Annotated in this window: 11 protein-coding genes; 2 read left to right on the top strand and 9 right to left on the bottom strand. The window is 41.8% G+C overall.

Annotated elements, in window-relative coordinates:
- Positions 1-3: 3 nt before the first annotated feature.
- From wecC to ABEF84_RS00495, 6 genes are read right to left on the bottom strand one after another with little or no spacing between them, the layout of a single operon-like run.
- Positions 4-1,221 carry a UDP-N-acetyl-D-mannosamine dehydrogenase gene (wecC, locus tag ABEF84_RS00520; RefSeq protein ID WP_347473713.1) on the bottom strand — a complete coding sequence of 406 codons (1,218 nt, stop codon included), beginning with the start codon at positions 1,219-1,221 and terminating at the stop codon, positions 4-6.
- A gap of 19 nt (positions 1,222-1,240) precedes the next feature.
- Positions 1,241-2,386, bottom strand: coding sequence for a non-hydrolyzing UDP-N-acetylglucosamine 2-epimerase (wecB, locus tag ABEF84_RS00515; RefSeq protein WP_347473712.1), 1,146 nt, complete (start codon positions 2,384-2,386; stop codon positions 1,241-1,243).
- Positions 2,387-2,415: 29 nt separating this feature from the next.
- Positions 2,416-4,095, bottom strand: a complete 1,680-nt coding sequence (locus tag ABEF84_RS00510) for a polysaccharide biosynthesis/export family protein (RefSeq protein ID WP_034588810.1) — start codon at positions 4,093-4,095, stop codon at positions 2,416-2,418.
- A gap of 3 nt (positions 4,096-4,098) precedes the next feature.
- Positions 4,099-5,196 carry a capsule biosynthesis protein gene (locus ABEF84_RS00505; protein ID WP_347456075.1) on the bottom strand — a complete coding sequence of 366 codons (1,098 nt, stop codon included), beginning with the start codon at positions 5,194-5,196 and terminating at the stop codon, positions 4,099-4,101.
- Positions 5,186-5,848 carry an ABC transporter ATP-binding protein gene (locus tag ABEF84_RS00500; RefSeq protein ID WP_347454583.1) on the bottom strand — a complete coding sequence of 221 codons (663 nt, stop codon included), beginning with the start codon at positions 5,846-5,848 and terminating at the stop codon, positions 5,186-5,188. Before ABEF84_RS00500 ends, ABEF84_RS00505 begins: the two co-directional genes overlap by 11 nt.
- Positions 5,845-6,708: an ABC transporter permease gene (locus ABEF84_RS00495; protein WP_347454584.1), complete on the bottom strand. Its 864-nt coding sequence runs from the start codon at positions 6,706-6,708 to the stop codon at positions 5,845-5,847. Before ABEF84_RS00495 ends, ABEF84_RS00500 begins: the two co-directional genes overlap by 4 nt.
- Before the next feature lie 197 nt (positions 6,709-6,905).
- Between ABEF84_RS00495 and ABEF84_RS00490 the strand changes: the two genes are divergently transcribed.
- A complete protein-coding gene (locus ABEF84_RS00490; RefSeq protein ID WP_347473711.1) occupies positions 6,906-7,883 on the top strand; it encodes an alpha/beta hydrolase in 978 nt (325 codons plus the stop codon).
- 110 nt (positions 7,884-7,993) lie between these two features.
- Here ABEF84_RS00490 and tnpC read toward each other — a convergent pair whose 3' ends face one another.
- The 3 genes from tnpC to tnpA form a co-directional block, all read right to left on the bottom strand.
- A complete protein-coding gene (gene tnpC / locus ABEF84_RS00485; protein ID WP_347454585.1) occupies positions 7,994-9,619 on the bottom strand; it encodes an IS66 family transposase in 1,626 nt (541 codons plus the stop codon).
- Positions 9,620-9,693: 74 nt separating this feature from the next.
- On the bottom strand, positions 9,694-10,029 hold the full coding sequence (tnpB, locus tag ABEF84_RS00480) for an IS66 family insertion sequence element accessory protein TnpB (RefSeq protein WP_171476946.1): 336 nt from the start codon (positions 10,027-10,029) through the stop codon (positions 9,694-9,696).
- Positions 10,026-10,409, bottom strand: coding sequence for an IS66-like element accessory protein TnpA (tnpA, locus tag ABEF84_RS00475; protein WP_347452990.1), 384 nt, complete (start codon positions 10,407-10,409; stop codon positions 10,026-10,028). The genes tnpB and tnpA overlap by 4 nt, the downstream gene beginning before the upstream one ends.
- Before the next feature lie 371 nt (positions 10,410-10,780).
- On the opposite strand from tnpA, the gene ABEF84_RS00470 reads away from it, so the two are divergent.
- Positions 10,781-12,292 (top strand): aldehyde dehydrogenase family protein, encoded by a 1,512-nt coding sequence (locus ABEF84_RS00470; protein ID WP_347454586.1) that lies wholly within the window; start codon positions 10,781-10,783, stop codon positions 12,290-12,292.
- The last annotated feature ends 211 nt before the right edge of the window (positions 12,293-12,503 follow it).

Below are 12,503 nucleotides of genomic sequence, written 5' to 3'. Positions count from 1 at the left end.
TTCTTACCCCACAAAACTCATGACATGATCAGTCAAGTCTTTAAATTCACGGTGCTTGACAAGAACAACCTTCACATCTGCCTCTTTTAATGCAGTTGCTTGATCAACTAATTGACCCACTTTAATTTTTGCAGGAAGTGTATGAATATTTGGCTCGACCAATAACAACTCAATGTTTTGGTTTTGACCCATTTCTACTGCAATTTCCACTGCTGGACTTTCACGTAAATCATCAATATCTGGCTTAAATGCAAGACCAAGCAGCGCAACTTTAGGTTTACGACCTAAATCACCTAATTGAGCAACCGCTTCTTCAATCTTAGACACTACCCATTTTGGTTTGTTGTCATTGACTTCACGTGCAGTATTGACCATACGTGCAAGATCAGGTGTTTTGTTTACAATGAACCATGGATCGACAGCGATACAGTGACCACCTACCCCCGCACCTGGATTTAAAATATTGACACGTGGATGGCGATTGGCAAGTGCGATCAATTCCCATACATTAATATTTAAACGATCACAGATCAGTGATAGCTCATTAGCAAAAGCAATATTCACATCCCGGAAAGCATTTTCAGTCAGCTTGGTCATCTCTGCTGTACGGGCATTGGTTTCTACCAAATCACCTTTTACAAAGATTTTATAAACTTCAGCGGCTTTTTTTGCACATTCAGGGGTTAAACCACCAATGGTACGGTCATTTTCAACCAACTCACGAATCACCTGACCCGGCAATACACGTTCTGGGCAATACGCCACATAAATATCAAGGTCAGTATCTTGCGCAGACGTTGGGAATTTTAAATCAGGACGTGCGGCAGCCAACCACTCCACCATTTGCTCAGTTGCACCGACTGGCGAAGTCGATTCTAGGATCACCACATTGCCTTTAGTTAAAACCGGTGCAATCGTTTTAGCAGCAGATTCAATATAGCTTAAATCTGGCGTATGGTCGTCACCTTTAAATGGTGTTGGTACCGCAATTAAAAAAGCATCTGCTGGCTCTGGAGTCAATGATGCTTTTAAACGCCCCTGTGCCACGACATCTTTTACAATCTCTTCTAAACCTGGTTCTACAATATGGATTTTACCTTGGTTAATGGTATCAATTGCATGCTGATTGACATCTAAGCCGATGACATGTGCTCCGTAATGGGCAAACATGGTTGCTGTAGGAAGACCTATATAACCTAAACCGCTAACTGAAATTTTCATAAGATACTAAAATACTTGATTAATTAACGTAAAAATATTGTGCAAATCTTGCTTTAATAGCATGAACAATCTGATCACATGAGGTGCCATCGCCATATGGATTATGTGCTTGTGACATAGTGGCATAGACTGTTTCATTGGTAAGTAAGGTTGAAACACTTCTCACAATGTTTTCGACATGGGTGCCCACCAACTTGACAGTACCTGCCTGCACTGCTTCTGGTCTTTCTGTTGTATCTCGCATTACCAATACAGGTAATCCCAAAGATGGGGCCTCTTCTTGAATACCACCGGAGTCAGTTAGAATTAAATGACTATTGAGCATAAGCCATACAAATGGGAGGTAGTCTAATGGTTCTATTAATTTGACGTTATTTAAATCGCTTAGTAAACGATTTACTGGTTCTCTGACTTGTGGATTTAAATGGACTGGATAAACAAATTCTACATCTGGGAATTGTTTAGATAAAACTTGCAAAGCCATACAAATATTTTCAAAACCTTCACCGAAGTTTTCTCGTCTATGGCCAGTAATTAATACACGTTTTTTTGAAAAATCTAAATCTTTAAATTTTTCTTGCATAGTGGCATTAATGGTAATGTCTTCTGCAACTTTCGCTTTAATGATATGTAGCGCATCAATAACAGTATTACCTGTAATAAAGATATTTTCCTTTTGAACACATTCCTGTGTTAAATACTGGGCTGCAGTTGAAGTCGGGGCAAAATGCATATCTGCAATCACTCCCGTTAACTGACGGTTACCTTCTTCAGGCCAAGGAGAATATAACTGATAGGTTCTTAACCCAGCCTCAACATGCCCTACAGCTATACGCTGGTAGTATGCGGCCAAGGAAGCACATAAGGTTGTACTTGTATCGCCATGTACCAAAATCAAATCTGGTTTAAAATCATTAAATACAGGCTCTAGTCCTAATAACATATTTGAAGTCATTTGAGTCAAGCTTTGGCCAGGCTTCATGATATTTAAATCATAGTCAGGTCTAATCTCAAACAACTCTAAAACAGAATCCAACATTTCACGGTGCTGGGCGGTTACACAGACTTTTGTAATTATTTTTTCTTCCTTCTGTAACCGCTTGACTAAAGGTGCCATTTTAATAGCTTCCGGTCTAGTACCGAAAACTAATAGGATTTTCAACATAACACTTCCAACTTACCCTATTTAAAGACTTATAAATCTAGTGCAACTTTTGCTGCTACCGCAATTTGATATAAAACTTGCGTAATACCACGTGTTAACTCAATGCCCTTAGTCTGCGCTTTAGGCAAGACTAAAATCTCATCACCTTGTTTAATTTTTTCACCTTTACGTACCAGTTCAGCTTTACCATTTTGTCGAATGACAATCACTTTAGATTTATTCGATTTTTGGCTAAAACCGCCGACCTGCTCAATATATTCCTTGGCACTTAGACCTTGCTTATATTCCACCCCATTTGGAAAAGCAACTTCACCATGTACCATGACCACAGAGGTTTTTTCAGGAATATATAAAATATCGCCCTGTTCCAAAATTACATTTTGGAAAGTATCTGGATTCAGCACCACCTGTCCCTTAGGTTCAACTTGACGCGCTTTAGCAATGAATTGTTTTACCAGTTCAGCATCACGCAAACGTAAAGCTGCTTCTTCCTGTGTGCTTGAACGAGCATTAAATGTCGTTTCTTCCAACTTATCTAGAGCAACATTTAACATCTCTTTTTGGCGCTTGGCGACAGAAGGACGGAAGAGTTGTAAAGATTCAATTTCTGCTAAAGCATTCGGTTGCAGCTGCGTCAGTATGTCACTGAGTTTAGCCCCATAAGGCAGGACTACGGCATGTGCCCCATTATGCGCACCATCGATTCTGACCTGAATGGTGCCTGCATAACGATCCGCAGTAACAGTCACCACATCACCATCCTGGATCATGACGTTATTGGCCTGACTCAATGGGTAATATTCACTACGATATTCTGTGCCTTGGCGACGTTGAATACTAACATTAGTCGCGCCAGGTTTGAGCTTGGCAAAAGATAAGGCTTGAGCTAAAGAAATACTCGGCGAGTTAAATTCAAAATCATTCTGATTATAAACTTCACCAGATACATTAAAGGTATGGGTACGTTGCCCGACCACAATTACATCCCCATCACGGAATGAAATAGGCTTAATCTGTCCATTGAGTAAAAACTGATACAGGTCCACATGCTGAATCAACTGACCGTTACGCATCACCTTAATATCGATATAACTACCGCGTTCTGGATCAACCCCACCTGCTCTGTCTAAATAAGCAATAACACTGTCATTTGCCACACCGCCATAATTACCGGGCTGATTTACAAAACCGGTTACGAGAACCTTGACTGGCTGAGCCTGTTCCAAGGCAGCATATACACCGACATTCGCCACATAAATACGACGCACATGCGCTTCAATCACGGACTGTAGCGCACCATTTGTTACTCCTGAAACTTTTACAGGACCTACATTGGGAATAAAAATATTACCTTGAGGATCAACTTCTTGTGTACCACTAAATTGGTAAGCACCCCATAACCGTAAATTAATCTGATCACCCGGGTTAATTCTATAACTGCTATTAAAGGTTGAACCTGCAGTTGATGCAAATGCACCTTTAAATAGCTGCGAACCAAACATTTTATTTACTGTTTGATATTGCATAGATGTGCCAGGTGATAACTCTACAACTGACTGTTGATTCAATATAGAGTTATTAGAAATATTTTGTGAGCCGCCTCCATTAAGAGCACTTGCCACTTCGGTAGGTAACAGGCTTTGATCAAAAGCATAAGTCGATGTCGCACATGCCCATGATAAAACTGATAATACAGCAATTTTTTTCATAACTTATTCTCTGTGCTCACGAATAATCGAATGGATCAATAGTCCAATACCAAAAACAATATTGAGTAGAATAAATGAGGTGATACTGATATACACTTTACGTGGGTATAAAGCATCTTCAGCCAGACGAGGCTCAGCAATTACAACTAACTTTTTCAATTTTCTTGAGGCTTCTAATCGTGCTTTTTCAAGTGATGCCAATGAAATTTTATATAAGTCTGTAGCAAATTCTACTTGGGCTTTTAATGCTTCAAAATCAGCAACATTCTGGTTCAATTTAGAGTTATTGGGAGAGGTAAGCTTCGCACTTTCTGCATCAATTTGTTTTTCAACTGATTCAATCTGACTCTTTAGTGCAATGACCTGAGGGGCTTCAGGTGTTAAGTAGCTAAGCAGAGTGCGCTCTTCAGTTTTTAATTGAGCCAAGTTATTTTGTAAGCTAGAAACCAAGGTTGCAACCGCCTTTGCCTGTAATTCAGGATCAAAGATTTCATTTTCATTTTGATAAACTAGTACAGCCCGGCGTGCTTCATCGAGTTGTTTAGCGGCCTCTTGGTATTGTTTCTCTGCAAAAGACTGTTGTTCTTGAGCAATACTTTTAGAGACTCCATTAATAAACTCATCACTTAGGTTTAAAATTTCATGATTCAGTTTTAATGAAAAGTCTGAAGTAAATCCTTGAGACGTAATAGCTAACATCATCGTTTGCTCATCCAAGTCAATTTTGACGACTTTATTAAAGTATTCAACCAATTCTTCAATAGAAGCATCTTTCTCGAGTGCGAAAAGAGGATCTTTTTGAGCATAAAATGCTTTTCTCAAATTAAGCTTTTGGTCTAGTTTTTCAACCATGTCACGAGAGCGAATATATTCTTTTAAAATCTGAGCATCTTCACGACTTGTGTTCGCCACTCCCAACAAAGCACCCAAACCACTATTATCCGAAACCTGTGTTTCAGCAACCTGCTTAACCAGTAAAATTGAGTTTGACTCATAACGATCTTTTGCAAAGATCATCAAATACAACATTATGACTAGTAAAGGAATAAGCACAATACAGCTATATGCAATGAACAGTTTTTTATTTTTTTTACTTAACATATTCTTGATATACCTCTATTGCATCTTGCATATTGTCAAAATATTCAGCCTTTCCATCTCTGACCAAAAAAGCCACATCACAATTACGCAATAAATCTTTCACATTATGTGAAACCATAATAATATTTGAATTTTGCTTTAAATCATCTAGTAATGCCTGACTTTTCTTGCGGAATGAAGCATCACCCACTGCCCCCGCCTCATCAAGCAAATAATAGTCAAAGTTAAATGCCATACTCAATCCGAACCCGATCCGGCTCCGCATACCACTCGAATAGCTTTTCATCGGCATATCAAAATACTTTCCAATTTCAGCAAACTCTTCTACAAAATTTACAACATATTCAACTTCATCTTCATTACTTACATAAAGTCTGGCAACAAAACGGACATTTTGCCGTGCTGTCAGACTGCCCTGAAAACCACCAGATAAAGCAACCGGCCAGGAAATTGTTTTATTGGTAATCACCTCGCCTTCATCGGCATAGTCGATCCCACCAATAATACGTAATAGCGTACTTTTACCTGCGCCATTTTTACCTAGTAAAGCTACACTTTTGTTTTCTGGTAATATGGCACTAAGGTTTTTAAATACATAATGCCGTCCTTTGGGAGTAATATAAGACTTGGTCAGGTTACGAAGCTCTATCATTTTGACTTCACCATACGACGTTCAAAACGCTTATATAATAAAAGCCCCAAAAACAGAGTAATAATTATCCAATAAATAAAATAAGATAAACTAATACCAGGTACTAAAGCATAAGTCGGTGCAACAGCATTTCTCATTAGTTCAAAAATGTGAATAAGTGGATTATAAAGTAAATACACACGATACTCTGCCGGTATAATATGAATTGAATATAAAATACCTGAAGCCAAATATAGAATTAAAAATAGCGGAGAAAGAATTTTAACAATTTCTTTGGAGAAGTCAGCAATTACTAAAAATACAAGGCTACAACTAAACATGAAAATAAATAAAAGTAACCAATAAAATAATAAATTAGGAATTTCGCTTAAGCTTATAGAATAACCGAACCATAAGAAACTAACACTAAAGCCCATATACGCTGTAAATTTTAATAGCAGCTCTAAGATGTTACGAGCAACTAAAGCATCAATAGGCTTTACCGAACGATAGCTAAATAAGCCCTTATTAGACTCTACTGCACTCGTCCCTAACATGACCCCTGTTCGAAACATAAAAAATGGAATGATCCCATTGATTAAAAAAACCTCATACTCAATACCGGGGGCCATACGCTGTCTAATGGTCGCGAATAATAAAACCATGATCCCAATAGTTAAGAGTGGCTCTAAAAACACCCATACATAGCCCAAGCGATACTGGCCAAAACGAGTTTGAAGTTCACGCAAAATGAGCGCGCGAATCGAAGCATACATTACTCTCAGGCCACCACGAGGCTTAAGGCGTGGTAATTTTTTAAGCTGGGATGATGGTTCCATATGCTCTTTTGAGTCAATGAGGTAAGAAATAGGCGATGACATGATAACGTCGTCGTCTCGTTTTATAAAGTAAATTTATCCCCTCTAAATGGTGCATTGCAATTTAAAAGCATTCGGTATAAAGGCTCAGTTCACACTGGACCTGCTTCTCAAGGCTAACTTTTTAATCTTCATCACAAAAATTGACAAAGACTGAAACTTGATCAACTATAAAGCCTAAAACTTCCCTGAGTATAACAATGACAATAACGCTCCAGACTCCCCGATATCAGCCTGATGTATTAGGCGCAGGATATGAACAGGCTACTTTAAATTTTTCTGATGATTATGAAGGCAAAGTGGTGGCCACTTTGATTCGTAAAAAAGCAGAGCAGCCCACCTCTAAAGCAGTACTCTATATTCACGGTTTTATTGACTATTTTTTCCAGACTGAAATGGCCGAGCGCTTTAATGCGCAGGGTTGTGATTTTTATGCGCTGGATTTGCGTAAATATGGGCGTTCTTATTTACCGCATCAAATGTACTATAACGTCCATTCGCTTTCTGAATATGATGCTGAAATTACTCAGGCGTTGGCAATTATTGGTGCTGAAGGTCATGATGCCGTCCTGCTCAGTGGCCATTCAACGGGTGGGCTAACCACCACCTTATATGCTTCACATCATCCGAAGCACCCCCTGATCAAAGCCTTATGGCTCAACAGCCCGTTTTATGACTTTAATATGAGCCGCCTGGAAAAGAAGCTGGCTATTCCCACAATGTCTGCACTGGGCAAACGCTTTCCCAACCTGCTGTTTCCGAGCCGCTTAAACAAATTCTATGTGCCGAGCCTGCATGTCAGTGATCGGGGGGAATGGAATTTTAACCTGGAATGGAAACAGCCGCGTTATCCATGGGTGCGTCTCGGCTTTGTACATGCCATTCATGAAGCACAAAAAGAAATTCATCAGGGCGTTGCCTTAAATGTTCCGACTCTACTGATGTACGCGCATCAGAGCAGCTATCCGCGCCGTTTCAACCGTCAAGCACAAAGCAGCGATGTGATCTTAAATATCAAGGATATGGTCAAATATGGCAAAAAAATATCAGGTGATGTGCAGTTCTGTGAAATTAAAAATGGCTTGCATGATCTGATACTATCGGAACACCCGGTACGCGAACAGGTTTACCGGCAACTCTTCGACTGGCTAAAACACACCGGCTTTCTGTCCCGTTAAAAAGCAACAATCGAGCTGTGATTGAAAGCCCTTGATTTGGGCTTTCTATATTTAAAGACTTGGCCTAGCTCAGCTATTAGTAAGCGTCCGCTGAACCCCATGCCTATTTTTTAATTTGAGTTGGATTTCCAGCGATGTGGTAGTAATTCTTCTATTTGGGTCGCTTTATGCGTCGGCAGCCTTTTCAGCACATCACTTAAATAGGCATACGGATCCAAGCCATTCAGCTTTGCTGACTGGATTAACGTCATGATATTTGCCGCTCGCTGTCCACTGCGCAGCGAGCCAGCAAACAGCCAGTTCTTGCGCCCTAAGGCCCAAGGTCGCATTTGATTCTCTACCCAATTATTGCAAATCGGTAGATTGCCATCATCCAAATAGCGGCTTAAGGCTGGCCAACGCTTCAGAGTGTAATTGATCGCCTTGGCGGTGGGAGAACTCGATGGCACCGTCAGATGATGTTGGTTGAGCCATTCATATAGTTGTTGCATCACTGGTTGACTATGCTGTTGTCGGTATTCGCGGCGGTCTTCCGCTGTACCATCGGTCTTTTTCCTGAGCTCTGCTTCTATCGCATACAGTTTCTGAATCAGCACTAATGCCTGTTCAGCGACCTGACTTTTCCCAGTTACATGCAGTTCATGGAATTTACGACGTGCATGGGCCATGCAGCCCACCTCTATGACCTGGCCTGATTTAAAGCGTGCTTTATAACCACTGTAATCATCACAGACTAGATAACCCTGCCAGCCTTTCAAGAACTCTGCAGCATGCTGGCCTGAACGACTATCCTGAAAGTCATAGATCACCGCCTGAACTGGATTGTACTGTGTAGTGGCATAGGCCCAGACATAACCTTTCTTCGGTTTTTTATCATTCTCACCCATCCGCATGATGGTGACCGGTGTTTCATCTGCATGCAGCACCTGCTGTTGTAGTACCACCTCTTTTAAGGCATTGGCCAGAGGTTCCAGTTCTACACCGCAGCGACCTATCCAGTCAGATAACGTTGATCTAGAAAGCTCGATTCCCGCCCGCTGATAGATCAGACGTTGACGGTACAGCGGTAAATGATCGGCATACTTCGATACCAGCACATGGCTGAGCAGTTCAGGTGAAGCAATGCCTTTATCAATCACATAGGCAGGCATCGCTTGCTGAGTCAGGGTGTCACACTGATCACAGACCCATTTGCCACGGACATGCTGTTCCTTATAGAACTGTGCCGGTCTGAAATGCAGTTTTTCACTGATATCTTCGCCGATACGACGTAACTGGCAGCCACAACTGCATTGGGTTGATGCTGGTTCATGCTCAATACGAATGGTGTGTAGATGATCGGGCAGCAGTCGACGTTTAGGTTTGTTGACTGTGGCTTTCTCTGTCGCTGCATCGGTTTTATCTGCATTTAATCGTTCTAATTCTAGATCAACCGCGGCAATATCTTCTTCAACCGCTTCGTCCCACAGGTGGATTTGTTTGGTCGTTAAGTGTTCATTCTTCTGGGCGAACTTATGCCGTTTAAACAGCGCCAGTTCATGCTCGTATTTTTGAGTGAGAATAGAAAGATGTTGAACTTTAGAATCTAATTGCTGATTGGTGACTTCAAGATGTTGAACTCTGGCATCTAATTGCTGGTTTGATTGTGCTAGAGACTGATGCTGCAGCGCCAACTGCCTGGTGAATTCCAGCAGTTGTTCATGGGTCAGTTGGCTTAAGTCAGGCAGCGTATTCATGACCGCAGTATGCCTGAGGTCATGAGAAGAATGAAATAGAACGTTTGGAGAATAGCAGAATGGAACAGCCTGGTTTAAAGCATCGTCACCACCTGCTGTCGTCCAATGCGCTGCCAGGGCAAACCTTGGATCAGTGCCTGTAACTGTTCCGGGCTGAGGGCCACGGTTTCACCTTGGTGAACTTGAGCCCAGTGAAATTTGCCCTGTTCCAGCCGCCGGGCACACAGCCAGATGCCCAGTCCATCATGTACCAGTACTTTCATGCGATGGCCACATTTATTACAGAACAGGTAAGCACAATGCGGTTTGATGTAGCCAAAGGCTCTCACCACCTGAGCCATGGTCGTATCCATACCTGCACGCATGTCCATGGGCTGAGTAGACAACCAGATTTCATCAATGCGGATCATGTTGCAAGTGCCTTGAGTAATTCTGCCAAGGCAGGTATTTCTGATACTTGCCATTTCAAGCCAATTTCTGCTTTTGAGTGGGGTAAAGTAATTTGAACCATTAACATGTCAGTAGGAGTAGGATCTAATGGTGCAGAGCAAGATAAGGCAATAAATGCAGGTTTATTCGGTAGTGGTGAGCGATCATTCCCTGGCTTACCATCAATTAAGCGAATCCATTTGGATACAAGATTTGTATTCAATCCATGTTGCAAAGCGACCGAAGCAATTGAAACGTCCGGTGCTTTACAAGCCTGAACGATCTGCTGTTTAAATTCAGCACTGTATGTTCTTCGTTTTTTCGCAAGAGATGCGATGGATGTCTGGTGATTTGTAGTCATAAATTTTAGTCCCCACTTGTTTTTAAGTGGGGACTAAATTAAGGCTTATAGGATGAATTCATAAGGTGTGTTCAGCGGACGCTTACAGCTATTATTCTTGTTACAATTGTATTTACAATAAATTGTGAACAGGTTAACCCTTTAAAAGTCTCAAAAATAATGAATTTAACCCGTTAGATTAAATACTTATGAAATAAAAACCACCTTCAATCAAGCCAGCTTTGTTGTGTTTTGTAGCAAGCTTGTAAGCCTTTAACTTCCCTTCAATTTTGCTCTTTATATTAGTTCTAGCAGTAGCCGGTTCATGGCTCTATTTTATTCAAATTTATTTTAAAACGTTTCACTATAACAATGATTGCAAGGACACCATTATGCGTTACGCAGACCCTAATACCGACGGTTCAAAAGTACAATTCAAAGCCCAGTATGAAAACTTTATTGGTGGCAAATGGGTACCTCCGGTCAAAGGCGAATACTTTGACAACATTTCTCCAGTAGATGGTAAGGCCTTTACCAAAGTTCCACGTTCCTCAGTTGAAGATATCGAACTGGCACTGGATGCCGCTCATGCAGCCAAACAGCAATGGAATAGTGCATCGCCGACCACACGTTCCAATATTCTGCTCAAAATTGCCGATCGTCTTGAGGAGAATCTGGAACTATTGGCGGTGGCAGAAACCTGGGATAACGGCAAGCCAATCCGCGAAACCTTAGCTGCGGATATTCCACTATGTATTGACCATTTCCGTTACTTTGCCGGCTGTATCCGTGCGCAGGAAGGCGGCATTTCTGAAATTGATGAAGATACCATTGCCTATCATTTCCACGAGCCACTCGGTGTCGTTGGACAGATCATTCCCTGGAATTTCCCGATCCTGATGGCGGCATGGAAACTCGCACCCGCACTCGCTGCGGGCAATTGCATTGTGCTTAAACCCGCAGAACAAACCCCTGTCAGTATTTTAGTACTCGCTGAACTCATTCAAGATATCTTGCCACCGGGCGTTCTCAATATCGTGAATGGTTATGGTGTGGAAGTCGGTCGTCCCTTAGCCACCAATCCACGCATCTCGAAAATTGCCTTTACCGGATCCACCGCAGTCGGGCAAATGATTATGCAATATGCCACTGAGAATATTATTCCAGTGACTTTAGAGCTGGGCGGTAAATCACCTAACCTGTTCTTTGAAGACATCATGGACAAAGAAGATGACTACCTGGATAAAGCCCTTGAAGGCTTTGCCATGTTTGCCCTGAACCAAGGGGAAATTTGTACCTGCCCTTCGCGTGCCCTGGTGCAGGAAAGTATTGCGGATGAATTTTTAGCACGTGCGGTAGAACGTGTAAAACGCATTAAGACCGGACATCCTTTAGATACCACCACGATGATTGGTGCTCAAGCCTCACAGGAACAACAGGATAAGATTCTCGGCTGTATCGCCACCGGACGTGAAGAAGGTGCTGAGGTCTTACTCGGTGGTAGCGAACGTCAGGAAGTCGGTCAAGGCTTCTATATTGAACCGACCATTTTTAAAGGTTCGAATGAGATGCGTACCTTCCAAGAGGAAATCTTTGGACCGGTGCTTGCCGTGACCACCTTTAAAGACTTTGATGACGCGATCCGCATTGCCAATGATACGATTTATGGCCTCGGTGCCGGGGTCTGGTCGCGTTCGGCACATACCTCTTATCGTGCCGGTCGCGCCATTCAGGCCGGTCGGGTCTGGACCAACTGTTATCACATCTACCCGGCTCATGCGGCTTTTGGCGGTTACAAGAAATCCGGGATTGGCCGTGAGAACCACAAAATGATGCTGGATCATTACCAGCAGACCAAAAACCTGCTCGTGAGTTACTCGACAAAACCAGCAGGCTTCTTCTAAGCAGCGCCTTTCTTAAAAAGCGGACTCCGGTTCGCTTTTTATTGTTTTATGCCTATTTAGCATAATTTTTAGCCCATTTTTTAGCAGACTTATCTCGATCCTTCATAAGTTTGCCAATATTAATCATTTTCAATCGTTTAAAAAAAACACAAAACACATCACTTCCTCACAAAGTTGGCTTTCTTTGCCAAAAAAGACTGTGTATAACAAT

This window comes from Acinetobacter sp. ANC 7912, from assembly GCF_039862785.1.
In the GTDB taxonomy this organism is placed as follows: Bacteria; Pseudomonadota; Gammaproteobacteria; order Pseudomonadales; family Moraxellaceae; genus Acinetobacter; species Acinetobacter thermotolerans.
The sequence above is the reverse complement of the archived record's forward strand: the minus strand, read 5'-3'. Positions and strand labels throughout refer to the sequence as shown.

Bases quoted from the DNA above. Each gene is read 5' to 3' on its own strand.
- ABEF84_RS00495 (WP_347454584.1), bottom strand. From the start codon at position 6,708: ATGTCATCGCCTATTTCTTACCTCATTGACTCAAAAGAGCATATGGAA.
- ABEF84_RS00510 (WP_034588810.1), bottom strand. From the start codon at position 4,095: ATGAAAAAAATTGCTGTATTATCAGTTTTATCATGGGCATGTGCGACA.
- tnpA (WP_347452990.1), bottom strand. From the start codon at position 10,409: ATGACTACAAATCACCAGACATCCATCGCATCTCTTGCGAAAAAACGA.
- tnpC (WP_347454585.1), bottom strand. From the start codon at position 9,619: ATGAATACGCTGCCTGACTTAAGCCAACTGACCCATGAACAACTGCTG.
- ABEF84_RS00505 (WP_347456075.1), bottom strand. From the start codon at position 5,196: ATGTTAAGTAAAAAAAATAAAAAACTGTTCATTGCATATAGCTGTATT.
- ABEF84_RS00500 (WP_347454583.1), bottom strand. From the start codon at position 5,848: ATGATAGAGCTTCGTAACCTGACCAAGTCTTATATTACTCCCAAAGGA.
- tnpB (WP_171476946.1), bottom strand. From the start codon at position 10,029: ATGATCCGCATTGATGAAATCTGGTTGTCTACTCAGCCCATGGACATG.
- ABEF84_RS00490 (WP_347473711.1), top strand. From the start codon at position 6,906: ATGACAATAACGCTCCAGACTCCCCGATATCAGCCTGATGTATTAGGC.
- wecC (WP_347473713.1), bottom strand. From the start codon at position 1,221: ATGAAAATTTCAGTTAGCGGTTTAGGTTATATAGGTCTTCCTACAGCA.
- wecB (WP_347473712.1), bottom strand. From the start codon at position 2,386: ATGTTGAAAATCCTATTAGTTTTCGGTACTAGACCGGAAGCTATTAAA.
- ABEF84_RS00470 (WP_347454586.1), top strand. From the start codon at position 10,781: ATGCGTTACGCAGACCCTAATACCGACGGTTCAAAAGTACAATTCAAA.